General features: G+C 59.0%; 20 protein-coding genes. 6 read left to right on the forward strand and 14 right to left on the reverse strand.

Annotated features, from left to right (window positions below; genetic code table 11):
* Positions 1-7: 7 nt before the first annotated feature.
* From guaB to ERD84_RS11340, 9 genes are all read right to left on the reverse strand, one after another.
* The gene (gene guaB / locus ERD84_RS11300; RefSeq protein WP_130039707.1) at positions 8-1,468 is read right to left on the reverse strand and encodes an IMP dehydrogenase; all 1,461 of its coding nucleotides are present in this window, start codon (positions 1,466-1,468) and stop codon (positions 8-10) included.
* Positions 1,469-1,590: 122 nt separating this feature from the next.
* A complete protein-coding gene (purL, locus tag ERD84_RS11305; RefSeq protein WP_130039708.1) occupies positions 1,591-5,664 on the reverse strand; it encodes a phosphoribosylformylglycinamidine synthase in 4,074 nt (1,357 codons plus the stop codon).
* 113 nt (positions 5,665-5,777) lie between these two features.
* On the reverse strand, positions 5,778-6,338 hold the full coding sequence (gene greB / locus ERD84_RS11310; RefSeq protein WP_130039709.1) for a transcription elongation factor GreB: 561 nt from the start codon (positions 6,336-6,338) through the stop codon (positions 5,778-5,780).
* A 70-nt stretch (positions 6,339-6,408) separates the two neighbouring features.
* Entirely contained in the window at positions 6,409-7,227 is an 819-nt protein-coding gene (locus ERD84_RS11315) for a 3',5'-nucleoside bisphosphate phosphatase (protein ID WP_218947948.1), read from the reverse strand.
* Between the two features lie 132 nt (positions 7,228-7,359).
* A complete protein-coding gene (locus ERD84_RS11320) occupies positions 7,360-8,223 on the reverse strand; it encodes an alpha/beta fold hydrolase (RefSeq protein WP_130040042.1) in 864 nt (287 codons plus the stop codon).
* A gap of 157 nt (positions 8,224-8,380) precedes the next feature.
* Positions 8,381-9,778: a dihydrolipoyl dehydrogenase gene (gene lpdA / locus ERD84_RS11325; RefSeq protein ID WP_130039711.1), complete on the reverse strand. Its 1,398-nt coding sequence runs from the start codon at positions 9,776-9,778 to the stop codon at positions 8,381-8,383.
* Positions 9,779-9,787: 9 nt separating this feature from the next.
* The gene (locus tag ERD84_RS11330) at positions 9,788-11,131 is read right to left on the reverse strand and encodes a dihydrolipoamide acetyltransferase family protein (protein ID WP_130039712.1); all 1,344 of its coding nucleotides are present in this window, start codon (positions 11,129-11,131) and stop codon (positions 9,788-9,790) included.
* A gap of 2 nt (positions 11,132-11,133) precedes the next feature.
* Positions 11,134-12,207 (reverse strand): alpha-ketoacid dehydrogenase subunit beta, encoded by a 1,074-nt coding sequence (locus ERD84_RS11335; protein ID WP_130039713.1) that lies wholly within the window; start codon positions 12,205-12,207, stop codon positions 11,134-11,136.
* 2 nt (positions 12,208-12,209) lie between these two features.
* Positions 12,210-13,442: a 3-methyl-2-oxobutanoate dehydrogenase (2-methylpropanoyl-transferring) subunit alpha gene (locus ERD84_RS11340; RefSeq protein ID WP_130039714.1), complete on the reverse strand. Its 1,233-nt coding sequence runs from the start codon at positions 13,440-13,442 to the stop codon at positions 12,210-12,212.
* 257 nt (positions 13,443-13,699) lie between these two features.
* On the opposite strand from ERD84_RS11340, the gene ERD84_RS11345 reads away from it, so the two are divergent.
* Positions 13,700-16,192, forward strand: a complete 2,493-nt coding sequence (locus tag ERD84_RS11345; protein ID WP_130039715.1) for a DNA internalization-related competence protein ComEC/Rec2 — start codon at positions 13,700-13,702, stop codon at positions 16,190-16,192.
* A gap of 13 nt (positions 16,193-16,205) precedes the next feature.
* Here the strand turns inward: ERD84_RS11345 and ERD84_RS11350 are convergent, their stop codons facing one another.
* Positions 16,206-16,703, reverse strand: coding sequence for a MarR family winged helix-turn-helix transcriptional regulator (locus ERD84_RS11350; protein WP_245150674.1), 498 nt, complete (start codon positions 16,701-16,703; stop codon positions 16,206-16,208).
* Positions 16,704-16,858: 155 nt separating this feature from the next.
* Between ERD84_RS11350 and ERD84_RS11355 the strand changes: the two genes are divergently transcribed.
* The 3 genes from ERD84_RS11355 to ERD84_RS11365 are packed head-to-tail and all read left to right on the forward strand — an operon-like array spanning position 16,859 to position 19,624.
* Positions 16,859-18,112, forward strand: coding sequence for a flavin-dependent oxidoreductase (locus ERD84_RS11355; protein ID WP_130039716.1), 1,254 nt, complete (start codon positions 16,859-16,861; stop codon positions 18,110-18,112).
* A 34-nt stretch (positions 18,113-18,146) separates the two neighbouring features.
* A complete protein-coding gene (locus ERD84_RS11360) occupies positions 18,147-18,614 on the forward strand; it encodes a DUF3237 domain-containing protein (RefSeq protein ID WP_130039717.1) in 468 nt (155 codons plus the stop codon).
* Between the two features lie 38 nt (positions 18,615-18,652).
* On the forward strand, positions 18,653-19,624 hold the full coding sequence (locus ERD84_RS11365; protein ID WP_130039718.1) for a Bug family tripartite tricarboxylate transporter substrate binding protein: 972 nt from the start codon (positions 18,653-18,655) through the stop codon (positions 19,622-19,624).
* A gap of 49 nt (positions 19,625-19,673) precedes the next feature.
* On the opposite strand, the gene ERD84_RS11370 is transcribed toward ERD84_RS11365, so the two are convergent.
* Genes ERD84_RS11370 through ERD84_RS11380 form a run of 3 tightly spaced genes read right to left on the reverse strand, consistent with a single transcriptional unit; the run spans position 19,674 to position 22,494 of the window.
* A complete protein-coding gene (locus ERD84_RS11370) occupies positions 19,674-20,492 on the reverse strand; it encodes a TatD family hydrolase (protein ID WP_130039719.1) in 819 nt (272 codons plus the stop codon).
* A gap of 21 nt (positions 20,493-20,513) precedes the next feature.
* Positions 20,514-21,230: a lipoprotein-releasing ABC transporter ATP-binding protein LolD gene (lolD, locus tag ERD84_RS11375; RefSeq protein ID WP_130039720.1), complete on the reverse strand. Its 717-nt coding sequence runs from the start codon at positions 21,228-21,230 to the stop codon at positions 20,514-20,516.
* Positions 21,223-22,494, reverse strand: coding sequence for a lipoprotein-releasing ABC transporter permease subunit (locus ERD84_RS11380; protein WP_130039721.1), 1,272 nt, complete (start codon positions 22,492-22,494; stop codon positions 21,223-21,225). The genes lolD and ERD84_RS11380 overlap by 8 nt, the downstream gene beginning before the upstream one ends.
* A 40-nt stretch (positions 22,495-22,534) precedes the next feature.
* Between ERD84_RS11380 and ERD84_RS11385 the strand changes: the two genes are divergently transcribed.
* Both ERD84_RS11385 and recJ read left to right on the forward strand, forming a co-directional pair.
* Complete coding sequence (locus tag ERD84_RS11385) at positions 22,535-23,476, forward strand: hypothetical protein (RefSeq protein WP_130039722.1); 942 nt, start codon at positions 22,535-22,537, stop codon at positions 23,474-23,476.
* A complete protein-coding gene (gene recJ, locus ERD84_RS11390) occupies positions 23,458-25,170 on the forward strand; it encodes a single-stranded-DNA-specific exonuclease RecJ (RefSeq protein WP_130040044.1) in 1,713 nt (570 codons plus the stop codon). Before ERD84_RS11385 ends, recJ begins: the two co-directional genes overlap by 19 nt.
* A 36-nt stretch (positions 25,171-25,206) precedes the next feature.
* Here recJ and ERD84_RS11395 read toward each other — a convergent pair whose 3' ends face one another.
* A complete protein-coding gene (locus tag ERD84_RS11395; RefSeq protein WP_130039723.1) occupies positions 25,207-26,124 on the reverse strand; it encodes a DMT family transporter in 918 nt (305 codons plus the stop codon).
* Between the last annotated feature and the right edge of the window lie 8 nt (positions 26,125-26,132).

Genomic DNA, 26,132 nt, shown 5'->3' on the forward strand with positions numbered 1-26,132 from the left:
CACCGTTTTAATCAGCCCGATAGTTCGGGGCTTCTTTGGTGATTTGCACGTCGTGCACGTGCGATTCACGTACGCCCGCCGAGGTGATTTCAACGAACTCGGCCTTGGTGCGCATATCTTCGATGGTGGCACACCCACAGTAACCCATGGATGCGCGTATACCACCGACCAGCTGATAAATAATGGCGATGACGCTGCCCTTGTAAGGGACTCGGCCTTCGATGCCTTCGGGAACAAGCTTGTCGACATTGTTGGCGGGATCCTGGAAGTAGCGATCGGCCGAGCCGTCGGCCATGGCACCCAGGCTGCCCATGCCACGATAAGACTTGTATGAGCGTCCCTGGAACAGCACGACTTCGCCGGGTGCTTCTTCGGTGCCGGCAAACATGCCACCCATCATGCATGCGGATGCGCCTGCTGCCAATGCTTTGGAGACGTCGCCTGAATAGCGGATGCCGCCGTCGGCGATAAGCGGTACACCCGTGCCCTCGAGGGCCTTGGCCACATCAGAGATAGCTGTAATTTGCGGTACGCCTACGCCCGCCACGATGCGGGTGGTGCAAATTGAGCCAGGGCCTATGCCGACCTTGACGCAATCGGCACCTGCTTCTACCAAAGCCTTGGCAGCGGCGGCCGTAGCAATATTGCCCCCGATGACCTGGATTTTGGGGTAGTTTTTCTTGACCCAGCGTACGCGTTCGATCACACCGGCAGTGTGCCCATGAGCGGTGTCGACAACAATGACATCAACGCCGGCGGCAGCCAGTTTTTCAACGCGCTCTTCGGTGCCTTCGCCCACACCGACTGCGGCGCCAACACGTAGTTGCCCCTGGCTGTCTTTCGAGGCATTGGGATGTTCGGTATTCTTGACAATGTCTTTGACGGTGGCCAGACCGCGCAACTGGAAATTTTTGTTGACGATCAGCACGCGCTCGAGACGATGCTTGTGCATCAGCGCCTGAGCTTCATCCAGCGTAGCGCCTTCGTCCATGGTGATAAGACGCTCTTGGGGCGTCATGATGTCGCGCAGCGGGACATCCAGACGATCTTCGAAGCGCAAGTCGCGATTGGTGACAATACCGACCAGCTTGCCGCCCTCAATGACGGGCAAACCGGAAAAACCATGCTGACGCTGCAGATCGATGGCATCGCGCACCTTCATGGTGGGCGTGACGGTGACCGGATCGATCACAATGCCGAACTCATGCCGTTTGACGCGAGCCGCTTCACGGGCCTGCTCGTCAGCAGTCAGGTTTTTATGAATGATGCCTATACCGCCTTCCTGAGCCATGGCAATGGCCAGGCGCGCTTCGGTCACGGTATCCATGGCTGCTGAAACCAGCGGGATATTCAGGGTGATGTCGCGCGTGAAACGGGTGGACAGAGAGGTGTCGCGGGGCAGGATGTCAGAATACGCCGGTACCAACAATACATCGTCGAAGGTAAGCGCTTTTTTGATGAGACGCATAAACTAGGCTCCGTGCAAAGCAAGATTATACGCCTAAACCTAGGGTCTGTACTTAGTGAAGCGCTGAATTCAAGGCCATCAACGCGGACGACACGGCCATCATTCAGCGCTTCCCGGCCTTTTTAGCCTAACCACACCCTTGCATTGCGGAATATACGCAGCCAGGGGCTGAAGCCGCCGTGCGGCGCGTCACGCCCGCCACTATCGTTATTGCCCCAACGTTCGGGCGACCACGACATCATGACGTTGCGCGTAACCCGTTCGGGATGCGGCATCATGATGGTGAAGCGGCCATCGGCAGTGGTGACTCCGGCCAGGCCATTGGGGCTGCCATTAGGGTTGTGCGGATACTGTTCGGCATACTGCCCATTGGGGCCGGTATAGTGCAAGGCGGAATTCACCAGACTCTGATTGCCTTGGGTAGAGAAATCGGCATAGCCTTCACCGTGTGCGACAGCGACCGGCACACGTGTACCCGCCATACCCTGCAGGAATATCGAGGGCGAATCAGGAATGCTTACCAGCGACAGGCGGGCTTCGTACTTTTCGGACTGGTTGCGGGTAAAGCGCGGCCAGTGTTCAGCACCGGGAATCATGCCGGCCAACGCCGCCATCATTTGGCAACCATTGCACACACCCAGGGCAAAAATGTCTGGGCGGGCAAAGTAAGCGGCAAACTGATCCGATAATTGCTCGTTGAAGCGTATGGTGCGAGCCCAGCCTTCACCGGCACCCAGCACGTCGCCATAGCTGAACCCGCCTACGGCCACCATGCCTTGCACGTCGTCGAGCCTGGCACGCCCTGCAAGCAAATCCGTCATGTGCACGTCCAGGGCCTCGAAGCCGGCCTTATCGAAAGCCCAGGCCATTTCGACCTGGCTGTTGCAGCCTTGCTCGCGCAGAATGGCCACTTTGGGCCGCTTGCCCGTCGCAATGAAAGGCGCTGCAATATCTTCCTGTGGATCAAAATCGACCTGCGCCGCCAGGCCCTGATCGTTTTTGTCCTGCCACAGATCGAACTCGGCTTGTGCGCAAGCGGGATTGTCGCGCAGGGCCATGATGCGGCGGGTCACTTCGGCCCACTGCTGGCCCAGATCGGCACGTGGTTTCTGATAAATGCAGTGACCATCGCGATAAAACTGGATTTCGTCCAGTGTATTCAGACTGCCAATGACATGGGCATGTGCCGATAGGCCAGCCGTGCGCAACTGCTGCATGATGCTGTCGCGCTGCGCCGCAGGCACCTGGATCACAGCGCCGATTTCTTCAGCGAACAAGGCCTTCAGGGTGAGTTCATCGCGCTGCACCGACACTTGCTCAGGGCGGATTTTATAGTCGCCCCAATCTGCCGCCACGGGATCAATGGTGAGCATATCGAGGTTGATCGATACGCCAACGTGACCGGCAAAAGCCATTTCGCATACGGTGGCCAGCAAGCCGCCATCGGAACGGTCGTGGTACGCCAGGATGGAACCTTGATCGGCCAGCTGACGTACGGTCTTGAAGAAGGCGCCCAGGGCCGCAGCGTCGTCCATGTCGGGCACATGCTGCCCCGTCTGATTATAGGCATGGGCCAGTACCGAGCCACCCAGCCGCTGCCGACCCATACCCAGGTCCAGCAGTATCAGTACGGTATCACCGACATCGGTGCGCAACTGCGGTGTCAGGGTGGCGCGCACATCGGTCACGGGCGCAAAGGCGGTCACAATCAAGGACACCGGCGCAATGACCTGGCGAGGTTCGTCCTGAAGATCCCAGGCCGTGCGCATGGACAGCGAGTCTTTGCCCACAGGGATGGACAAGCCCAGTTGCTGGCACCATTCACTGGTGGCCGACACGGTATCGTACAGTGCGGCATCCTGGCCCGGCACGCCGCAAGCCGCCATCCAGTTGGCCGACAGCTTGATGTCTTTAAGGGACTTCACATCGGCAGCGACCAGATTGGTCAGAGCCTCGGCGACGGCCATACGGCCCGAAGCTGGCGCATCGATGACGGCAATGGGGGTACGCTCGCCCATGGCCATGGCTTCACCACGCACGCTTTCGTAGTCTGCCAGGGTAACGGCGCAATCGGCCACGGGAATCTGCCAGGGGCCAACCATTTGATCCCGGCTGGTCAGCCCGCCTACCGAGCGGTCGCCTATGGTGATCAGGAAATTCTTGCTGGCCACCGTAGGATGCCGCAATACGCGGTCGATGGCGTCGTCCAGCGCAATGCCGGTCAGATCGAGTTCGGTATGTGTCGCGCTTATGCGCTCGACATCGCGCGTCATGCGCGGGGGCTTGCCCAGGATGACGTCGATGGGCACATCGACAGGCCGCGGCTCGCTGGTAGGTGCCGCAGCACCGAATGGCGATGACGCTGCGGCAGCATCATAAGCGGGCAGCCCTTCACCGAAAGTCACGCGCAATTGGCGTTCTTCGGTGGCCACGCCGACCACAGCATAAGGACAGCGTTCGCGCTTGGCAATCAAGTCGAAACGCGGCAAATCGCCGGGTGAAATGGCCAGAACATAGCGTTCCTGCGACTCATTGCTCCAGATCTCGGCGGCCGACAAGCCGGACTCTTCGAGGTGGACTTGCTCGAGTTCGAACAAAGCGCCCCGCCCCGCATCGTTGACAAGTTCAGGGAAAGCGTTGGACAAGCCGCCCGCACCCACGTCGTGGATGGCAATAATGGGGTTATGTTCGCCCTGCTGCCAGCATCGGTCGATGACCTCCTGGGCCCGCCGCTCGATTTCAGGATTGCCGCGCTGTACGGAATCAAAGTCCAGTTCGGCGCTGTTAGTGCCCACGCTCATGCTGGAGGCCGCACCGCCACCCATCCCTATGCGCATGCCCGGTCCGCCCAGCTGTATCAGCAACGCACCGGGAGGGATCGGATCTTTATGGGTAAGACGCGCGTCAATGGCGCCCAGGCCACCGGCGATCATGATGGGCTTGTGATAGCCCCAGCGTGTATCGCCCGATGTCTGTTCGAATGTACGGAAATAGCCCAGCAGATTAGGTCGGCCGAATTCATTATTGAAGGCGGCCCCGCCTATGGGGCCTTCCAGCATGATGTCGAGCGGACTGGCGATGCGGTCGGGCAAGCCGTGCACATCGGTTTCCCAGGGCTCGATGGCATTTTTGAACTGCAAGTTGGACACCGTGAAGCCCGTCAGGCCGGCCTTGGGTTTGGAGCCGCGTCCGGTAGCGCCTTCGTCGCGAATCTCGCCCCCCGCACCCGTCGAGGCGCCCGGGAATGGTGCAATCGCCGTGGGATGGTTATGCGTTTCCACCTTCATCAGGGTGTGCACGGTAGCCGGATGGTGCTTGTAGACGGGGTTGGCGTCTGCCTGCCCCGCATGGAACAAGGTAGCTTGCCCGCCAGCCATGATGGCGGCGTTATCGGAATAAGCCACCACGGTACCCTCGGGCTGCGCAGCGTGGGTCGCGCGTATCATGCCAAAGAGCGTGTTGGGCTGCTCCTGACCATCGATAACCCATTGCGCATTGAAGATTTTGTGACGGCAGTGCTCGCTATTAGCCTGCGCGAACATCATCAGCTCAACATCGGTGGGATTGCGGCCCAGTTGCTTGAAAGCCGCTTCCAGATATTCGATTTCATCATCGGACAAAGCCAGGCCCAGACTGCTGTTGGCCTGACCCAGCGCATGCTGGCCGCTGCCCAGCACATCAATAGTCTGTATAGGCTTGCCTGGGAGCGAAGTGAACAAGGCAGTGCCGTCGAATGCGCCATCGACCACGGTTTCAGTCATACGATCGTGCAGGCAATCGGCGATGCTGGCCAGTTCGTTGGCGTCGAGTTTTTTGCTGCCCAGCAGTCCGCGCGACGGCGTAATGGTGTAGCGTATGCCGCGTTCGATACGCCGCACCGCGGTCAGGCCGCAGTTATGAGCAATGTCAGTTGCTTTGCTGGCCCATGGCGACACGGTGCCCAGGCGCGGCACGACACGCAGCACCAGAGCGTTCTTGCTGTCTTCTTCGGCAGTGGCGACCACGCCATAATCGAGCAACTGAACCAGCTTGGCCTGCGCCTGCTCGTCAAGAGGCGTTTCGGTCCAGACGTAATGCTCGAACCGGCCACTGATGCCGGCCACAGGCAGGCCCAGATCGGCAAAGCGCTGCAGCAGACGCTCGCGGCGAAAAGATGACAAGACCGGGGAGCCGAGGAAATACTGGATAGGAGTCACGATGCTACGCAAGAAAGAATGGGGAATAAGGCATTTTACCCGTTTAGGACACCCTGAATAACTCGAGCGTCACGTAAGCGCATGGGGTGCGATGGAATGGCTCGGTGAGCCCTCTAGTCAGTGGGGTAACTGATTTCAAGAATATCCAGCTCATCGACCCCACCCGGGGTCCGCAAGGTTACGGTGTCGCCCTCGTGGGCTTTCAGCAGCGCCCGCGCCACAGGCGATATCCAGCTGATCCTGCCCTGCAGCGGCTCGGCTTCATCGACGCCCACGATAGTGACCCGGAAGGTTTCGCCGGCCTTGTCGCAATACTCGACGGTGGCACCAAAAAACACTTGGTCCTTGTTGGGTTGTGTAGCCGGGTTGACCACTTCGGCCACTTCCAGGCGTTTGGTTAAAAAACGCATGCGCCGGTCGATTTCTCGGAGGCGCTTCTTTCCGTACAGGTAATCGCCGTTTTCGGAGCGGTCGCCGTTGGACGCGGCCCAGGAGACTACTTGCACGACCTCAGGACGCTCTTCGTTCATCAAGTGCGCCAGCTCGGCACGCAGGCGCCGATAACCTTCAGTAGTGATGTAATTTTTGGTGCCGGCCGGCAAGGCGACAGCCTCGGGGCCCAGACCGTCGTCTTCGTCGTCGTTGTCCGACTCTTTGACAAATGCTTTATTCATAGGGATTGATCATATCAACTTACCCGCTCAAGTACTTGCCATGAATACATGGCTGCGCGGGATTTATACCCTAGGCCCAATCGTGCCAGATGGGCGTAAGACCCGAAGGCAGCGCGGGCACGGTGCCCAAATCAAGCTTGCCCTCTTTGGGGCTGTGGAAGTCAGAGCCGCAAGAGGCCAAAAACCCGTACTGACGCGCAACCTTGGCATATATGGCGTATTCGTCGGGGGTATGGCTACCAGTGACGACTTCGATGGCGGCGCCGCCAAGATCCTTGAACTGGCTGAAGAAGGCGTCGAATTGCACTGGGGTATAGGTATAGCGTCCGGGGTGGGCCACCACAGCCTGCCCGCCTGCAGCCAGAATCCAGCTGACTGCCTGCTCGAGTGTGGACCAATGCATGGGCACACTGACAGGCTTGCCATCACCCAGGTATTTGTCGAACACCATTTGCATGTTGTCGCAGTAGCCGCGCTCGATCAGGAAGCGGGCAAAATGGGTGCGGCTAATGAGGGACGGATTGGCGGCATAGGGCAAGGCACCCTCGTACGCATCGGGAATGCCAATTTGCTCGAAACGGTCGGCCATTTCGCGCGCACGCACAGTACGGCCAGATCGAATGTCGGTCAGTCCGGCATTCAGTAAATCGTTGTTCTCATCGACACCCAGACCAACGATATGCACCGTATGCTGAGCCCAGGTCACTGAAATCTCGACGCCAGGAATAAACTTCATACCCAGGTCATTTGCCGCGGCACTCGCCTGCGCAAGGCCTGATAACTCGTCGTGGTCAGTCAGGGCCCATAGCTGTACGCCATTGGCATGGGCGCGCTCAGCCACCTCGGTGGGTGTCAGGACACCGTCGGAGATCGTTGAGTGGCAGTGCAAATCGACGTTAATACGCGTGCTCCAGTCTGTTTTATGCCCACATTAATACCTGTGGGCATGTAAGTAATACATATTCCAAAGTTTAACCAAGTTTACAAGCAGTGTACGCTATGCGCATACATTTTCTGAGGTTCAGACCAGCAGAAAATCTCGTAGTGGATCAATTTGATCGTCGGTACGCAATGTGGGCGCATGCCCCACATTACGCACGGCATACAGTTTGGCGTGTGTGTTGCGAGCCAGCATTTTCTGGGCGGTTTCGGCCGTCAAAAGATCGGAGAGCTCACCGCGTACCACCAGGATAGGCGTGGCAATGCTTTCGTAAGCGCCCCACAATAGCGCCTCGGAGGCTTTGACAGCTTCTTCGGATTGCCCAGCAAAAGGTTCTGCGATACGAAGATCGTAGTGTCTGACCCATTGCCCATCATGTTCGCAAAACACATGCCGGGTAAGCGCTTCCCAGCCTTGCTGATCGTGCTGGCCGAAACCAGCCGATACACTGCGCACGTAATCGACGGCCTGGCCGAAGCTGTCGAACTGCATGGCTTGGCCAACATAACCGGCAATGCGTTCCAGGCCCGACAGACTGATGCTGGGCCCGATATCGTTCAGTATGGCTTTACCCAGGCGCAAGACCTGGCTGTCGGGCAAACCTGCGTTTGCGCGCGGGGGGCGCAGTTGCGCGGACATGGCCAGCGTCCCGGCCAGGGCCAGCCCGATCAGGCCTCCCATGGAAGTGCCGACCCAGTCCAGGTGCCTGGGATTCAGGCGCGCGATCAGCGTCAGCATATCGGCAGCATATTGGGGCACCACATAAAAGGCCGGATTGATCAGCCAGTCAGACTTGCCGCGCCCCACGACATCAGGGCACACCACCCGATAGTCGGCGGCCAGGCGTGCAGCGAAAGTATCGAAATCACGCCCGGTTCGGGTCAGACCATGCATGCATAGCAAGACCTTGTCGTTATCAGGATCACCCCACTCCCAGTAGGCCATGCGATGTGTGCCTCCGGGACTGGCGCAAGTAACGAAATCGAGCCGCGGCTGAGGGCTGCCGTAAGGTAGTATTGCTTCGGTCATGAGTGTGTGCGCTTGTATGGCGTGGTTGGTCTCCAGAACCGTTAATTGTAACGTCTGTGCTTCATGGCAGGAATCAAATATGCAGGGCGTGACCCAGCGCACGCAAGGCAGCCTCTTGTACCGCTTCGCCCAGCGAAGGGTGAGCATGAATGGTGCCGGCCACGTCCTCGAGTCTTGCATTCATTTCCAGCGACTGAGAAAACGCCGTACTAAGTTCGGACACCCCGCGCCCCACCGCCTGCCAGCCCACAATCAAATGATTATCGCGCCGCGCCACCACCCTGACGAAACCGTCGGTCGATTCTATGGTCATGGCGCGCCCATTGGCCGCAAACGGAAAGACAGCACTGATTACGTCCAGGCCCTGACGCTCTGCTTCATCGGGAGCGAGGCCGGCCACGACTATCTCGGGGTCGGTAAAGCACACGGCCGGTATCGACGCTGGACTGAAGCGACGTTGCCGGCCAGATATGATTTCGGCCACCATTTCGCCCTGCGCCATGGCCCGGTGCGCCAGCATAGGCTCGCCCGCCACATCGCCTATGGCCCAGACATTGCGCATGGACGTACGGCACTGATCGTCTATACGCAGTGCTGCGCCATTCATGTCGAGGAGCAGCGACTCCAGACCATAGCCGCTGACGCGCGGGCGACGCCCGACGGCCACCAGAACTTGGTCGACCGGCATGACGGTTTCGTCGTCCTGCCCGGAGACAATGCGCAAGCCATCGCCCGCTTCAGTCAGGCCCTGAACACGGTGCGACAAGTGCACGGCAACACCCAGTTTCTTCAGGGCTGCCTGCACTGGCTTAACGAGCTCGGCATCGTAGGCCGGCAAAATACGGTCCTGCGCTTCGACGATGCAGACATCGACGCCCAGCTTGGCGTAGGCCATGCCCAGCTCAAGACCGATATAGCCTGCACCAACCACGGCCAGCTTGCCGGGCAGTTGGGTGGGCGACAAAGCCTCAGTGGAAGAGATGACAGGCCCACCAAAGGGCATGAAAGGCAGCTCGACTGGCTCTGAGCCTGTGGCCAGCAATAAATGCTCGCAGCTATAGCGCTGCGGCTTGCCATTTTTGCCCGCCGGCTCGACCTCGACTGTTTTACCGTCGATGATGCGGGCCCAGCCCTTCACGACCTGTACACCGTTTTTCTTTAGCAAGGCGCCAACCCCACTCGTCAGTCTGGTAACAATGCCATCCTTCCAGGCCACTGTTTTTTGTACGTTCAGGCCAGGCGCCTGCACGCTTAGCCCCAGGGCGGACTCATCTGTGTAGTGTGTGAGCTTGTGGAACTCTTCGGCGGCGTGAATGAGGGCCTTGGACGGTATGCAGCCTATATTCAGGCAAGTTCCACCCACATTGCCGGCTTCTATCAGGGTGGTTTGCACACCCAGTTGCGCTGCGCGTATGGCCGCCACATAACCGCCCGGACCGCCGCCAATAATTAATAAAGTCGTTGTTTGCATGCTGATGTCTTACTCCACGAACAACATGGCCGGACATTCGAGATATCCGCGTATTTTTTGTATAAACTCGGCGGCATGCATGCCGTCGACCACGCGATGATCGAAAGACGATGAAAGATTCATCATCTTGCGCGCCACCACCGCCCCGCCCAGGATGACTGGACGCTCGACCATACGGTTGACACCCACAATCGCCACTTCGGGATGATTGATGACGGGCGTTGAAACCACGCCGCCCAGAGCGCCAAGACTGGTCAGGGTAATAGTGGACCCCGATAGTTCGTCGCGCACCGCCCGGCCTGTACGGGCTGCCTCGGCCAGCCTGGCGATTTCGGCCGAGCAAGCCCACAGGTCCAGCGTTTCGGCATGCCGCAAAACAGGTACCATCAGGCCCGACTCAGTTTGCGCTGCGATACCCAGATGAACTGCGCCATAACGGGTGACCACACCCGCTTCGTCATCGTAGCGGGCATTGATTTGCGGAAAATCGCGTAGTGCCAGCACCATGGCACGCGCCAGCAAGGGCAAGATGGTCAGCTTGCCGCGCTCGGCGCCCCACTGCGCGTTCAGGCGCTGGCGCAAGGCTTCGAGTTCGGTTACATCGACTTCCTCGACATAGGTGAAATGCGGAATACGACGCTTGGATTCCTGCATTTTCTCGGCAATCTTGCGTCGCAGGCCGATGACCGCAACCTGCTGCTCGTCTTCTCGTGGTGCATAGGCCGCAATATGGCTGCCGGCTGTAGTGCCCTTGGCGCCGCGTGCCAGATAGCCGTCCAGGTCATGATGCGTAATTTGCCCGCCGGATCCGGTAGCGGGCACGTATTGCAGTTCGATGCCCAGGTCCCAGGCGCGCTTACGCACCGCAGGTGATGCCAGCGGCTTTTCTCCCTGGACACGGGCTGCAGCCGGTACAACTGTGGTGCCTGAGCTTGCCGAAGCGCGGGGAGCAGCACCGGGCTTATCAGTAGGCGCATGCGGCTTTGCTTCGGCGGCATGGGCTGGTTGAACCGCAGCCACAGCCTGCGCCTGATCGCTATGCGTCGCGACGGCCGGTGCAGCCTCAGGCTGTCTGGCGGGTTTGGCACTGGCCGCCGCCATATTGCCGGCACCTTCGACCTGCAGACGAATGAGCGCCGAACCCACCGCCATGACCTCGCCTACCTTGCCGCCCAGCGACTCAACCGTGCCATTGACAGGCGATGGCACCTGCACCGTAGCCTTGTCGGTCATTACATCGGCCAGCACTTGATCTTCGACCACCGTGTCGCCAGGCTGAACATGCCATTCAACCAGCTCGACCTCTGCAATGCCCTCGCCGATATCCGGCATTTTAATGAGATGTATACCCATGATTACTCCCCCTGCTGGCCGGCCACATGGGCCGCATCCGGATTCATGACGCGCCGATAGGCATCGGCAACCCGCTTGGGACTGGGGAAATATGCCCATTCGTGCGCATGCGGGTAAGGCGTATCCCAGCCGGCTATGCGCTCGATGGGAGCCTCCAGATGATAGAAGCAGTGCTCTTGCACCAGAGTGGCCAGTTCGGCACCAAAGCCGCTGGTTTGGGTGGCTTCGTGCAGAATCACGCAGCGTCCGGTTTTCTTGACCGAGGCCGTGATGGTGTCAAGGTCGAGCGGCCAGAGGCTACGCAAATCGATGACCTCTGCATCGATGCCCGATTCGCTTGCAGCCACTTCAGCCACATACACCATGGTTCCGTAAGTAATGACAGTAAGATCTGCACCGGTGCGAACTACCGAGGCGGACTCTAGCGGCACCGTGTAATAGCCCTCGGGCACCTTGCCCAAGGGATGCTTGGACCAGGGCACCACTGGCTGGTCGTGATGACCGTCGAAGGGGCCGTTATACAAGCGCTTGGGCTCGAGAAATATGACCGGGTCATCGCTTTCGATGGCGGAGATCAACAAGCCTTTGGCATCGTAGGGATTAGAAGGCATGACCGTGCGCAAGCCGCTGACATGAGTAAACATGGCTTCCGGGCTCTGGCTGTGGGTTTGCCCGCCATAGATGCCGCCGCCACAAGGCATGCGTATGGTCAGGGGCGCAATGAATTCGCCTCCTGAGCGATACCGCAAACGCGCGGCCTCGGATACGATCTGGTCAGTGGCGGGATAAAAATAATCAGCAAACTGGATTTCAACTACAGGGCGCAAGCCATATGCACCCATGCCGACTGCCGCACCCACGATACCGCCCTCGGAAATGGGCGCATCAAAAACGCGATGACGCCCGTGCTTGGCCTGCAGGCCTTCGGTACAACGGAACACGCCGCCGAAATAGCCAACGTCTTGCCCAAAAATGACGACGTTGCCATCGCGCTCAAGCATGACATCCATGGCCGAACGGAGGGCCTGGATCATGGTCATCGGGGTGGTTTTGCCGTGTCTGGAGGAATTTGCCATGATCAGACTCCCAGTTTTTGACGCTGAAGGCGCAAATGCCAGGGCATGTCTTTGTAGACATCCTCGAACATGGTTGCCACACTGGATGTCTGGCCCGTAGCCAGCGTGCCGTGGCTTTCCGCCTTTTTCTGGGCAGCAAGCACTTCGGCTTCGTAGTCCTTCTGGGTGCGCTGGTGCTCTTCTTCGGACCAGGACCCTACCCCGATAAGATGCTGCTTCAGGCGATCGATAGGGTCGCCCAGCGGGAAACGCGCCCAGTCATCGGCAGGCCGGTATTTGGATGGATCGTCTGAAGTGGAATGCGGGCCGGCGCGGTAAGACACCCATTCGATCAGGGTAGGTCCGAGATTGCTGCGAGCCCTTTCAACCGCCCATTTGGATACGGCATGCACCGCCAGGAAATCGTTGCCGTCAACTCTTAGGGAAGCAATGCCGCTCCCTACACCGCGCTCGGCAAACGTATTGCTTTCGCCGCCTGCCAAGGCCTGAAAGCTGGAAATGGCCCATTGATTGTTGATGACGTTCAGTATGACCGGCGCCCGATACACATGAGCAAAAGTCAGTGCTGTCTGGAAGTCGGCCGCCGCCGTGGCGCCATCGCCTATCCAGGCTGACGCAATTTTTGTGTCGCCCTTGATGGCCGATGCCATGGCCCAGCCGACGGCCTGGACAAACTGCGTGGCCAGATTGCCGGAAATGGAAAAAAACCCCTGCTCGCGCATGGAATACATGACGGGCAGTTGCCGGCCCTTCAGACGATCGCAGTCATTGGAGAACAGCTGGCACATCATGTCGAACAAAGGCACGTCTTGCGCGATCAGCAGGTTTTGCTGGCGATACGAGGGAAAGCACATGTCGCCTTTCGACAGTGCCAGCATTTGCGCTACACCTATGGCTTCTTCGCCCAGGCTCTGCATATAAAACGACATTTTTTTCTGGCGCTGCGCAATGACCATGCGCGCGTCAAAGATGCGGGTCTTGATCATGGCCTGCAGGCCTTTGCGCAGCAATTCGGAGGCAATGGGCTCGGCCCACGGCCCTACCGCCTTGCCATCGTCATCGAGCACACGTATAAGACTGCCCGCCAGATCGGTGGTGTCGATGGCTGAAGTATCAGTGGGGGGTTTGCGGACTGCGCCGGCAGGCGCCAGACGCAAATAAGAGAAATCTGTGGCGTGCCCAGGACGCCCGGAAGGCTCGGGCACATGCAGCCGAAGTGGTGTGTTTTGTCTCATGGCCTTTGAAAATATCTTGTGGAATTTTCGTGAAATTTTATTCATACCGCCTTGTGGGCGTATAAAAGCATCTTCGCCGATTCGGACTGATTTCGCAAGTAGCCTCGACACTTGCCCGCGTCGATGGTGACTGCTGGATGGACGGGTCCAAGCGACCCATATCCAATGGGTAGTATCCAGTGTGGTCAAGTCTGCACCACCCCCGATGTTTTGCATTCGTGCCGCCGTTACGCTAAGTAATTTGGAGGCGTATTTCAGTGACGGGAAGGATGAGTCTGCTGGCTTTTGTAGCGGCCAGCGGGGCCGTGCACGGCTTGCCGCACATGCCCGAAAGGCCTTTTGTGCTGGGTTTGTGCGTCGTGGCGATACTCTGCACCGCCATTGTTGCCTGGCGGGTGCCGCGCCAGCATCGCTGGCTGGTGCTGGCACCCCTATGGATGGCAATGGCGGGTTTCCTGTTGACGGTAGCACGTGTCGAACATCGTCTGAACGACAAGCTGCACGCCATCAACGAGAACAAGGTGTCGCGCGTGGTGCTCAGGATTGCCGCCCTGCCCAGGCTTGGGTCCGATAACCGTCAGTTCGAAGCCGAGGTCATCTCTTCCATTCCCGAAGGGGTTCCATCACGCATACAGGTGTCCTGGACGGCCGGGCAATGGGCAGGTCCTTATGGCCAGGCCGACCGCTCTCCAACACCTTTTCCGGAACTGGTCCCTGGCCAGGTATGGCGTATGGCCCTGACGCTCAAACCGCCGCATGGCACCCGCAACCCACTGGCCTTCGACTACGAATCATACGCGTTTGCTCACGGCATACGGGCTCTGGGCAGTGTGCGGGGCACGCCTAAATTTCTATACGACCAACCCTGGGCGAGCCTACCCGTAGTGGCGCAACGAGCCCGGCATGCGGTGCGTAGCGCCATGCAGCCCTATTTGCAAGACAAACGCTACGGAGCGGTCTTGCTGGCACTGGCCATAGGCGACCAGGCCAGTGTCGAGGCATCAGACTGGCTGGTGTTCAATCGCAGCGGAATCACCCACCTGGTATCGATCAGCGGCTCGCACATCACCATGATTGCAGCGCTGGGTGGTCTTCTTACTTTATTCTTGTGGCGCCGTATGCGGTGGCGTGGGCAGGCCTGGGCCGAACGCTTGCCGGCCCAGGTCGCCGCAGCGCTGGTCGCCTTGCTGGTGGCCTGGCTGTACTGCCTGCTTGCAGGCTGGGGCGTCCCGGCCCGACGCACCTTTTTCATGCTTGCCGTCATATCCTTGATGTATATATTACGTATACCCACTACACCTTTCAGGATACTCACATTGGTCGCCTTCGTGGTGGTCCTGCTTGATCCCTGGGCCTTGCTCGCCAGCGGCTTCTGGCTGTCGTTTGGCGCGGTGTATGTGCTGGTAAGCAGCGGCGGCTGGCATGGTCAGGCTCCAGGGCCAAAAGAGCTTAAGTGGCAACAGCGGATACCGAAGTTTCTGGCCACGGCCACACGCTTGCAATTAGCCATTACGGTGGGACTAATGCCCCTGTTGGCGGTCATCTTCCACGAGGTATCCATTGTCTCGCCGCTGGTCAATGCCTACGCCATCCCGATCATCAGTCTGGTGGTCACACCGCTGGCGCTGCTGCTGGCGGGTACTGCCATGGTACCCGGACTTGCATTCGTAGCGCAGGCCTGTGCCGGGCTCGGACATGCCGCGCTGGACGCCATCATGGTCCCCACCGTCTGGTTGTCGGAGTTCAAGGCATCAAGCCTGTATGTAGCGGCGGCGCCTTTATGGCTCACCATTATCGCCATGCTGGGCCTGGCATGGGCTACCCTGCCTTACGGTATTCCCGGCCGATATCTGGCCTGGCTGCTGGTCACGCCCGCCCTGCTCTGGTGGCCTGCCAGGCCACCAGAAGGCAGCTGGGATCTGCATGCGCTGGATGTAGGCCAGGGCAGCGCCGTCCTCATCCAAACGCGACACCACGCCCTGCTGTTCGACGCGGGCTTGCGCAGCAGTGCCACATCGGATGTCGGCGCACGCATTATCTGGCCCTTCTTGCGCTCGCAAGGCGTCCGGCAACTGGGTGCGCTGATTGTTTCTCATGCCGACATCGATCATATTGGCGGCGTACGAAGTGTCCTCGAAGCCGTGCCGGTAGCCCAGACATACAGCTCTTTCGACCTGCTGTCCTACCTGAAACGCGAGGCGCGCTTGCTGGGTGTGCCTGATCAATTACCGCCATTGCCGCACGCCATGTCCTCATGCGTCTACGGGATGAACTGGCATATAGACGGTGTCACGTTTGAATTCCTGTGGCCTATGGCGGCCAACACCCAGGCTAGCAAACCCACGAGTGGCAAGGCGCGCAATGCGCAAGCTTGCGTGCTACGCGTGCGGGGCCGGCATCATACGGCCTTGCTGACTGCCGACATCGGTAGCCGCCAGGAAGCATTCCTGGTAGATCGAGGCCTGGGAAAAGCCGATGTGGTCATGGCCGCGCATCATGGCTCCAAAACCTCTTCCAGTGTCGGGTTTGTTGGCGAGACTCAGGCGGTGCATGTGGTCGCCCAGGCGGGTGCCTGGAACCGCTACGGTCACCCGGCCGAAAGCATCCAGACACGCTGGGAAGCCAGCGGAGCGCAATTCTGGCGCACCGATCGCCATGGCGCTATCAGCTTGCACTCGCGCGAGGCCGGCTTGCGTGTACGTAGCGAACGGCTGGCCTCACCCCGTTATTGGCAACACTATTGGCCCTGAAACGGCTCATTCCTTATCCCAGCAGACCAAGCAACCGCCGCAGTTCAGCACGCTCAGCCACCGTCAGCCTGGCGCTGATCCGCGCATCATGGGCCTGAATGGCCTCGGTAATGCCGTGCAATGCCTTTCTTCCTTCGTTGGACAGGGCCAGCGCATGCGCTCGCTTATCTACGCTGGAATCCGTGCGACTGACGAAACCGAGCTTTTCCAGTGAGCTGACCACTTCGACCGCACCTGAGCGTGCTATCCCCATGGCTGCGGCCAGTTCAGTCAGTTTCATATCGGCGTTATTGGCGATGATGACCATGGCCGAAAAGCGTGGTGGCGTGATCGACCAGTTATCCAGGGCATCCAGAAAGTCCTGGTAGATGCGGATTTGTGCCCGCCGCAATGTGTAGCCGACCAAGGCATCCAGCATGCCGTAGTCCACGCCGGGCACCTGGGCGCCGGTGGACTCTCCCCTCTGTGCGGGCCGGCGATGTTGGGGACGCGAACTCGGCTTTCTGCTCACAGCGATTCCTGTAGGGTAGACAAGGCCTGAAGCTTAGCGCATGCGGCCTGTTTCTGTGCCATGCGCCTTAACGTGCATCAATAATACGGGTAAATCCTTATAGGTAGTAACCCCGGTCACATTGTTATGATCCATAACAATATAGGAGAACAGACTTGAAAGTCATTATTGTCGGCGCAGGTATTGGAGGCTTGAGCCTGGGGCTGATGCTGCAGCAACGCGGTATCGAGTGCGACATTTTTGAAAGCGTACGCAGTCTGAAACCCTTAGGTGTAGGCATCAACCTGTTACCACATGCAGTGAGTGAGCTTGAACAACTGGGTGTCCTGGATACACTCAAGGCACAAGCCATTACCACCTCCGCCCTGCACTATTACAACCGTCACGGCCAACCCATCTGGCAAGAGCCCCGCGGCCTGGCCGCCGGCTATCCTGTACCACAGTTGTCCATACATCGCGGTGAGTTGCAGTTGTCGCTGGCGCAGGTAGCCACCGAGCGCCTGGGCGCCGGTTGCATCCATACCGGCCTGGCTTTCGAGTCACTTACCCAAGACACAGAAGGCGTTACCGCCAGGTTTCGTGATCGCAATACGGGCGAAATGGTTGAAGTCCGGGGCGATCTGCTCATCGGTGCAGACGGCATTCATTCAGCCGTGCGCCGCCATTTTTATCCCCAGACAGACTCCCTGCGTTTTTCCGGCCGCATGCTGTGGCGCGCCATCACCGACGGCGAGCCTTATCTGGACGGCAAGACCATGTTCATGGCTGGCCACCAGGACCAGAAATTCGTCTGCTATCCGATCTCCGAGCCGCTGCGTCAGCAAAAACGCTCACGCATCAACTGGATCGCAGAGCTGCGCGTGCCCAACCCTGATCTGCCCGACACCGACTGGAACCGTGTGGTGGATGCATCTGTCTTTGCCGACCGCTTCGCATCGTGGCAATGGGACTGGATCGACATTCCCGCCGTCATCCGCGGCGCCGAAGCCATTTATGAGTTCCCTCTGGTCGACAAAGACCCGCTGCCTCGCTGGAGTCACGAACGCGTCACCTTGCTGGGCGATGCTGCCCACCCCATGTATCCCATAGGATCCAACGGCTCGGCCCAAGCCATACTGGATGCGCGCTATCTGGCGGATCGGCTGCAGGCCATGAACAAACCGGTCAAGGCTAATATTGAACTGGCACTCAAGGAATATGAAGCCGAACGTCTGCCTCTTACCGCCGGCATCGTCTTGCGCAACCGCCTGAACGGGCCTGAGCAAGTCATGCAATTGGCGCACGAACGGGCACCGGACGGCTACCTACACATACACGATGTGGTTTCCGAGGCCGAGCTGAACGAGATCGCCATGCGCTACAAGCGCCTGGCCGGTTTCGATCCAGCCGCACTGAAAGGCCGGCACTAACGCCGCCTCAATCCAGCCTGCAAGGAATACTCTTATGACTACGCTACCCACTGCCCCCGAACTGGAACATCTGGCCACGATTATTGTTGACGTTGGCGCTCCGCAAGAGATTGGGCACACGCCCGGCGGCAAGCGTCGCGTCATTCCCATCACCGGCGGCACAGTCACCGGTAAACTGTCAGGGCGCATTCTGCCTGGCGGCGCCGACTTCCAGGTCATACGAACGCACACATTTACCGATATTCACGCCCGCTACGTCATCGAAACTGATCAGGGCGAAACGGTTTACGTGGAAAACACAGGCATACGTACAGGTTCGGCCGAAGACATTGCGTCTCTGGCTCACGGCAAACCGGTGGATCCGGATCGCATCTACTTCCGCAGCTACCCTCGCTTCGAGACAGCCTCGCCACGGCTTGACTGGCTTAATACACATCTCTTCCTGGGCACCGGCGCACGCTATCCCGACCGTGTGGAACTGAATTTCTATCTTATTCGCTAGTTAACCAGCACTAAAACAAACACAACAGGAGACTCACCATGAAACCATCCTCCCTGGGCAAATTACTCTCGGCGGCCTGCCTGGCTTTCTTGTCGGCCACGGCGTCGGCCGCTTACCCAGAACAGCCCATACGGCTGATAGTGGGTTTCCCTGCCGGCACAGGACCCGATATTGTTGCGCGCACCGTAGGCGATCAATTGGCCAAGGAAATCGGCCAGTCGGTAGTGGTAGAGAACAAGGCGGGTGCGGGTGGACAGATTGCCGCGTACTCCGCGGCACACAGCCCCGCCAATGGCTATAACATCCTGATGGGCGAAGTCGGCTCAATAAGCATCGCGCCTGAAACAACCGCCACACTGGCATATAAGCCCATAAAAGAATTCGACCCGATCACAGAGGCTGTGCGCGCGAACTTTGTACTGGTCATTCCAGCCAATTCGCCCTACAAGACGCTGAAAGAGTTTGTTGCCGCAGCCAAAACCAGCACTGACCGCTTCAACATTGCCACCTTCGGTGCCGGCACGCCGGGCCACTTCGGGGCCGAAATGCTGGCCGAAGCCGGTGGTTTCAAAATCGAACCCGTCCATTACCGCTCCACTGGCGATGCCGTGTCAGCCATCATCAGCGGGCAGGTACAAGGTGCTTTTGTGACGACCGCCATGGCCGCACCGCAACTGAAGGGCGGGAAAATGCGTGCCCTGGCCATTACCGGCGCGGAACGCACCAAAATGCTGGGTGATATTCCTACCTTCAAGGAACAGAATATGCCTGACGTCGACTTCGGTGCGTGGTTCGCCTTTTTTGCTCCCAAAGGCACACCAGAAGATGCACTCAATACCCTCAACCAAAAAATCGTTGCCGCCTTGCAGGCCGACAGCGTGCGCAAGACGCTGGAAGGCAACGGTTTTGTGATTGTGGGTTCCGACCGCAAAGCCTTGGCTGATCTGCTGACCAGCGAGCAAAAACGCTGGTCTGACGTAGTCAAGAAAACCGGCTTCAAGATCAACTAAAGCACAGGCCTCGCGACGCGTCGCGAGGCCTGTCTCCAAGCGATTCATATCAGCTCTTCAATGCCGCGCTCAGGCGCGGCATTACGCGTCTGGCATTGGCCGCCGTAGCCTGAATCATGTCCATACGGGTCAGGCCCCGCAACTGGGCCATATGGGTGGCAATGCCCGCCACTTCCGCGGGTTCATTCCTGGCAGTGGATTTGCCGGGTTCACCCAGCCAGGCCGGTGGAATATCGGGTGCATCGGTTTCCAGTACCAGCGCTTCCAGGGGCAACTGCGCCGCCAGGCGCCGGATCTGCAAGGCTCTGGGAAAGGTCATGGCACCACCAAAGCCCAAAGCAAAACCATGCTCGATAAACTGCTGGGCTTGCTGGAAGCTCCCATTGAATGCATGGCCAATGCCGCCTATGGGCTTGCATGCCCGCAAGTGCTTGAGCAATATATCCTGCGAACGCCTGACATGCAGTATGACCGGCAGGCCGTAGCGTTGAGCCAGCTCTAGCTGGGCTCTGTAGAACATTTCCTGCTTCGCACGCATCTCCGGCTCTTTTAGCCGGGGCAGAAAAAAATCCAGCCCTATCTCGCCTATGGCCACAAAGCGGGAGTCATCGAGCGAAGCCACAATGCATGACTCCAGCACATCAAGATCGGAGTCTTGTGCATCAGGCACGCAGATGGGATGTATGCCCAATGCATAGCATCCACCACGAAAAGAGTGGGCCAAGTCACGCACGGTATCGAGGTTGGCCCGCGACACGGCGGGTATGACGATGGCCCCCACCCCTTGCTCCCCTGCTCGTTCGATGACAGCCGCACGGTCCGCAGCAAACTCGGCCGCATCCAGATGGCAGTGCGTGTCTATCAGCATGAGGCTCCCTTGTTCGTGGAATCAAGCCGTGGTGATGGGTGGCGTCTCGGTATCGACCAAACGGCCTTTATCCATGGACAGCTGTCGATGCGCCAGCGCTGCCAACGCCGGATCGTGGGTCACGATGACAAAGGCAGTGCCGAATTCACGGTTGACCTGAACCAGCAGCTCGAACATGCTTTCGGCCGTATAGCGATCCAGATTGCCGGTGGGTTCGTCGGCTAGTACACAAGTTGGCCGCGTCACCAGCGCGCGCGCCAGCGCGACCCGCTGACGCTCACCGCCGGACAGCTGTCCTGGGTAATGGTCGACACGCTCTGCCAGGCCTACCTGCTCCAGTACGACCTGTGCCTGCTCGCGCGCCGCCGCACGTTTTTCACGACGTACGATCAATGGCATGGCCACATTATCAAGTGCAGAAAACTCAGGCAGCAAGTGATGGAACTGATAAACAAAACCCAGGCTGCGATTGCGCAACTTGCTGCGCTGCGCCTCGCTCAAGCCTGCCGAGGATTCGCCATTGATGTAAACCGTTCCCGAAGTGGCTTCATCGAGCAGGCCCAGCGTGTGCAGCAAAGTGCTTTTACCGGAACCCGATGCCCCGACAATGGCTACCATTTCACCCGCATCGACATGAAGGCTGACGTCGCGCAACACCTGCACTTCCCGTCCGCCCTCCTGGTAGGTTTTCACCAGATTTCGGGCGCTGAGCGCATGAGACAAAGCCGTATCAGTCATGACGCAACACCTGTGCTGGTTGCAGGCTGGACGCACGCCAGCTGGGATAAAGAGTGGCCAGCAAAGACAGCACCAATGAGGTGATGGCCACGACGACGATGTCGTTCATTTGCGGATTGGACGGCAGTTCGCTGATGAAATAAATTTGCTGCGGCAAAAACTGGACACCCAGCAAGCGTTCGATAAAGGGAACAATGACGTCGATATTGTAGGCAAGCAAGGTGCCAAAGCCTACGCCCAGTAGAGTGCCGACTATGCCTATCAGCGAGCCTTGCACCAAAAAAATTCGTGCGATTTCACCGGGACCTGCCCCCAGCGTGCGCAATATCGCAATATCGGAACGCTTGTCTTTTACCGCCATCACCAATGAAGACAGCAAGTTGAACGCGGCCACTGCCACAATCAGGGCCAATATCAGGAACATCATGCGTTTTTCGGTCTGGACTGCGGCAAACCAGGTGCGGTTGTTCTGGGTCCAGTCTTGCGCATGCACATACGAGGGCAACACATCACGCAGAGCTTGCGCCACCTGCGGAGCCTGCTGCATGTCGGCGATACGCAAGCGCACGCCACTGGCACCGCTATCACGAAATACCTTGGCGGCGTCCTCGTAATTGATGAAGGCGAGCGAAGCGTCGTATTCGTAATAACCAGAAGAGAACAGCCCGCTGACCGTGAATTGACGCATGCGAGGCGTGAAGCCCGCCGGGGAAATCGACCCCTGCGGCGCCAGCACCAGCACCGTATCACCCACGCCTACCCCAAGGCTATTGGCCAACTGGTTGCCCAGCACAACGGAATAGCTGCCGGCCGTCAGCGTATCGAGCTTGCCGGAAATCATTTGCCCGGCCAGGTCGGACACGCCGCTTTCAAGATCGGGGGAAATACCGCGTATCTGGACGCCGCTCAGCGCTTCGCCCCGGACAATCATGCCCTGGGCCGCCACAAAAGGCGCCGTGCCCTGAACTTCGGGATTTTGTCTTGCGTTATCGGCAATCGTGCGCCATTGGGACAACACCTGTTCAGGCGCCATGCGCGGCACATAAAGCTCGATATGAGGCAACACAGACAGCATGCGATCCCTGACCTGAGTCTGAAAGCCATTCATGACGGACAGGACCACGATCAGCGCCGCCACCCCCAATGCAATGCCGGCCATTGAGCTTGCGGCAATGAACGACACAAAGCGGTCGCCACGTCCGCCACGACGCCTGGCTCGCACCAAGCCTGCGTAACGGGCCCCTATCCATAATTCATAAGACATCGTTAAAGCCACCGTTTCCCATAAACACTACAATTCAGGAATGCGTATCGTACTACCTGGCGCGCTGCCCGATCCTCGTGAAGCGCGCGAACTCACCGAACACCTGCAAGCCAGCGCCCCCACATTGCTGGGCTGGCTGCGACAGGCCCGCGCGCGGCTGATTCCCGCCGACCCGGCCCACAGTGGCTGCACGCCCTACGAACTGTGGCAATTGCTGGCCCGCGGCTTTCAGGCCGAAGACGAACAGAATTTTGCCACAGGCCTGGGGCCCTTATGGGCTCAAGATGTTGCAGAACAAGACCAGCCCGTCTGGCTGGTTGAACTGGTCCATGTATCACCATCGCGCGACGGCGCAGCATTGCTGCCCGCCGCCGAGCTGGCTATCTCGGCAGAAGACAGTGTAGCCTTGTTCAATTCCGTACAAGAACTGTTTGCCGAAGTCGGCTTTCACTTGAGCCCATCAAATACTCAGCATTGGCGGATCAGGCCGCCTGCCGACTACGCGCCAGTTTGCGCCAGCCCCGCGCTGGTCAGCATTACCTCGGTCAATGATTGGTGGCCGCAAGACATGGCATCCCGCCCCTGGCGCCGCTTGGTCAACGAGGTGCAAATGCTGTGGTATGAGCACCCGGTAAACCAGGCGCGCTACCGGCAAGGCCTGGTCCCCATCAATAGTCTTTGGCTGTTCGGGGGTGCGCGCGCCAACCAGCTTGTCCATACTCCCGCAGGGCAAGGCACCCAGGTGTACCAGGATCTGCAGGAATACAGCATCAAACATGACTGGGGTGGCTGGCTGGCGGCGCTGGCCCAACTGGAGGCGCGTGTATTCGCCCCCCTGGCGGGCGGCAAAATGCCCGAACTGATCCTGACCGGCGCCGATCGCGTCGTCGAACTGACACCCGCAACAACACTGGGCCGATGGGCCCAATGGCTGCCTGGCAGCCGCAACACATGGAGCCACTGGTGGTCACCCCAAAACTAAGCACGCGTCCCAATAACTTTGAGGCCAGCCAAGTCTTGCAAGACGCTGGCATACACCCCTTGCTTTCGCGGCTATGGGCGGCACGCGGCGTATCGGATCCCAACGAAACCCGCCTGGCCTGGGGTGCGCTGATTCCTCCGGGGCAATTGACCCATGTGCAGCACGCCGCCCAGGTACTGGCCGACGCCATACAGGCACGCAAGAAACTCTTGATCGTGGCCGACTACGACTGCGACGGCGCAACCGCCTGCGCCGTGGGACTGCGCGCCTTGCGCAGCATGGGTGCCATTGTGGACTTCCTGGTGCCCAACCGCTTCGAAACCGGCTACGGACTCTCGCCAGCTGTGGTGGAGCTGGCCGTACAGCACACCACAGGCAAACCCGACATGCTGATCACCGTCGACAACGGCATTGCCAGCGTGGACGGCGTGGAAGCGGCCTTACAGGCTGGCATGGACGTCGTCATTACTGATCACCACCTGCCCGGCGATACCTTGCCGCGGGCACTGGCCATCGTGAACCCCAACCAGCCAGGCTGTGGCTTCCCTTCCAAAAATCTGGCGGGTGTGGGCGTGATTTTCTATCTCATGCTGGCCTTGCGCGCCGAACTCAGGCAGCGCGGCGTGTACGCGGCCGACGGCGGACCGCGCCTCGACAACCTGGCCGATCTGGTGGCCTTGGGCACAGTCGCCGACGTGGTCAAGCTGGATGCCAACAACCGGCTGCTGGTGACCCAGGGCCTGCAAAAAATGCGCACTGGCCGCATGCAGGCTGGCGTACGCGCCCTCTTTGCAGTGGCTGGACGCGAGCCGCGCCAAGCCAGCTGCTTCGACCTGGGTTTTGCCCTGGGTCCGCGCATCAACGCCGCCGGACGCCTGGCCGACATGAGCCTGGGCATCAATTGCCTGACTACCGACGATGAAGGAATAGCACTCGATTTGGCCCGCCAGCTCGAAACCATGAATCAGGAAAGGCGCGGTATTGAGGCGACCATGCGCGAAGAGGCGCTGGCCGCCATCCAGACGTCCCAGCCATCGATCGCCGCAAGCGTTTGCGTGTATCACCCGGAGTGGCATCAGGGCGTGGTCGGCCTTGTGGCATCACGATTGAAAGAAACCTATTGGCGCCCCACCCTGGCTTTTGCGCGCTCTGATGACGGCGAACTGCGCGGCTCGGGCCGATCCATTCCCGATGTCCACCTGCGCGACGTACTCGATCTGGTGTCAAAACGCCACCCCGGCGTCATCCTCAAATTTGGCGGCCATGCCATGGCTGCCGGCCTCACGCTACGCGAAGACGCGTATGAAATGTTCATCAAGGCATTCGATGATGCAGTAAGGGAAATGAGCGGCAAGGCCAGCTTCGACCCCGTCATAGAAACCGACGGCTCACTGGAAACAGGCTACGCCAATGCCGAAGTTGCCAGCTTGCTGCAGCAGCAAGTCTGGGGCGCTGGCTTCCCAGCACCCATCTTTCGTGACATCTTTCACGTGCGTCAACAACGGCTGCTCAAGGAAAAACACCTGAAACTGAGCCTGGAGCGCGGCCACCAGCGCTTTGACGCCATCTGGTTCAACCATGCCGACATGCTGCCCGAACATGCCGACATTGCCTACAGGCTGGACCTGAATGTATGGAACGGCATAACCTCTGCCCAGCTGATCGTGGAATACGCCTGCGCGCCGCAAGACTAAAATTTCTTGCGCGTCAGCCGCAGGAAGTCCTGCACATCAGCTACGAGACGGCAAAGTAGCCAACAACAACCCCGCCAGCGCTATAGCAAACGCCAGCAACTGCACCCCACCCAGGTGCTCACCCAAGACCATCACGCCCACCAACGCCGCACTGATCGGAAGCATCACGGTAAAGACACCCGCCTGCGAAGCAGGCACCGACTTCAGCCCTACCATCCATAGCCAGACCGTCCATACACTGGCGGCAAGCCCATAAAACAACAAAAGCACCCACATATTCAGTTCGACGCTTGTGAAGTCGAATTGCAGCGCTGTATATAGCCCCATAGGCGTCATCAGCACAAAACCCCATAAATTGATGACTGCACTGATGCGCTTGGGGCTGAGCACGGCCGTCAGTTTCTTGCCAATAACGGCATAAGAGCCTTCACACAGCACAGCGCCAAAAATCAGTAAATTACCCAGCCACTGCCTGCCATGTTGTCCGTCCGGTATATTCACGGCGCTGGCAGCTGACGCCTGCGTCAAAGACAAAAGGCCTATCCCCAACACTCCACAGGCAATGGCCGCCCATACCCGGACACTGATGGCCTCTTTCAGAAACACCCGGCTCAATACCGCTACCGTGGCAGGAATGCATGACATGATCACGCCAGCCGATACCGCACTGGTCATACTGACACCGACGATCATGCACAAGGTAAACAAGAAATTACCCAGAAAAGACTCAAGAAAAATCAGCCAGCGGGTCTGAACCGACAGGACGGGTTCTGTGGCGGGTTTCCGAGTCCAGCGCAGCATGGCCACTGCACCTATGCCAAAACGCATCCAGCCCAGCAGAAAGACGGGCAGCACCAGTGCCAGCGGCTTGGTCAAGGCCACATACGCACCCACCAGCGACATGGACAGCGCCAGGCAACCGTAGGCTTTGAGCTGGTTCGAGGAAAAACTCATGGAAAACC

It is taken from the genome of Pollutimonas harenae (genome assembly GCF_004153685.1).
GTDB lineage: Bacteria > Pseudomonadota > Gammaproteobacteria > Burkholderiales > Burkholderiaceae_B > Pusillimonas_C > Pusillimonas_C harenae.

Bases quoted from the DNA above. Each gene is read 5' to 3' on its own strand.
- guaB (WP_130039707.1), bottom strand. From the start codon at position 1,468: ATGCGTCTCATCAAAAAAGCGCTTACCTTCGACGATGTATTGTTGGTA.
- greB (WP_130039709.1), bottom strand. From the start codon at position 6,338: ATGAATAAAGCATTTGTCAAAGAGTCGGACAACGACGACGAAGACGAC.
- ERD84_RS11320 (WP_130040042.1), bottom strand. From the start codon at position 8,223: ATGGCCTACTGGGAGTGGGGTGATCCTGATAACGACAAGGTCTTGCTA.
- lpdA (WP_130039711.1), bottom strand. From the start codon at position 9,778: ATGCAAACAACGACTTTATTAATTATTGGCGGCGGTCCGGGCGGTTAT.
- ERD84_RS11330 (WP_130039712.1), bottom strand. From the start codon at position 11,131: ATGGGTATACATCTCATTAAAATGCCGGATATCGGCGAGGGCATTGCA.
- ERD84_RS11335 (WP_130039713.1), bottom strand. From the start codon at position 12,207: ATGGCAAATTCCTCCAGACACGGCAAAACCACCCCGATGACCATGATC.
- ERD84_RS11340 (WP_130039714.1), bottom strand. From the start codon at position 13,442: ATGAGACAAAACACACCACTTCGGCTGCATGTGCCCGAGCCTTCCGGG.
- ERD84_RS11360 (WP_130039717.1), top strand. From the start codon at position 18,147: ATGACTACGCTACCCACTGCCCCCGAACTGGAACATCTGGCCACGATT.
- ERD84_RS11365 (WP_130039718.1), top strand. From the start codon at position 18,653: ATGAAACCATCCTCCCTGGGCAAATTACTCTCGGCGGCCTGCCTGGCT.
- ERD84_RS11370 (WP_130039719.1), bottom strand. From the start codon at position 20,492: ATGCTGATAGACACGCACTGCCATCTGGATGCGGCCGAGTTTGCTGCG.
- lolD (WP_130039720.1), bottom strand. From the start codon at position 21,230: ATGACTGATACGGCTTTGTCTCATGCGCTCAGCGCCCGAAATCTGGTG.
- ERD84_RS11380 (WP_130039721.1), bottom strand. From the start codon at position 22,494: ATGTCTTATGAATTATGGATAGGGGCCCGTTACGCAGGCTTGGTGCGA.
- ERD84_RS11385 (WP_130039722.1), top strand. From the start codon at position 22,535: ATGCGTATCGTACTACCTGGCGCGCTGCCCGATCCTCGTGAAGCGCGC.
- ERD84_RS11395 (WP_130039723.1), bottom strand. From the start codon at position 26,124: ATGAGTTTTTCCTCGAACCAGCTCAAAGCCTACGGTTGCCTGGCGCTG.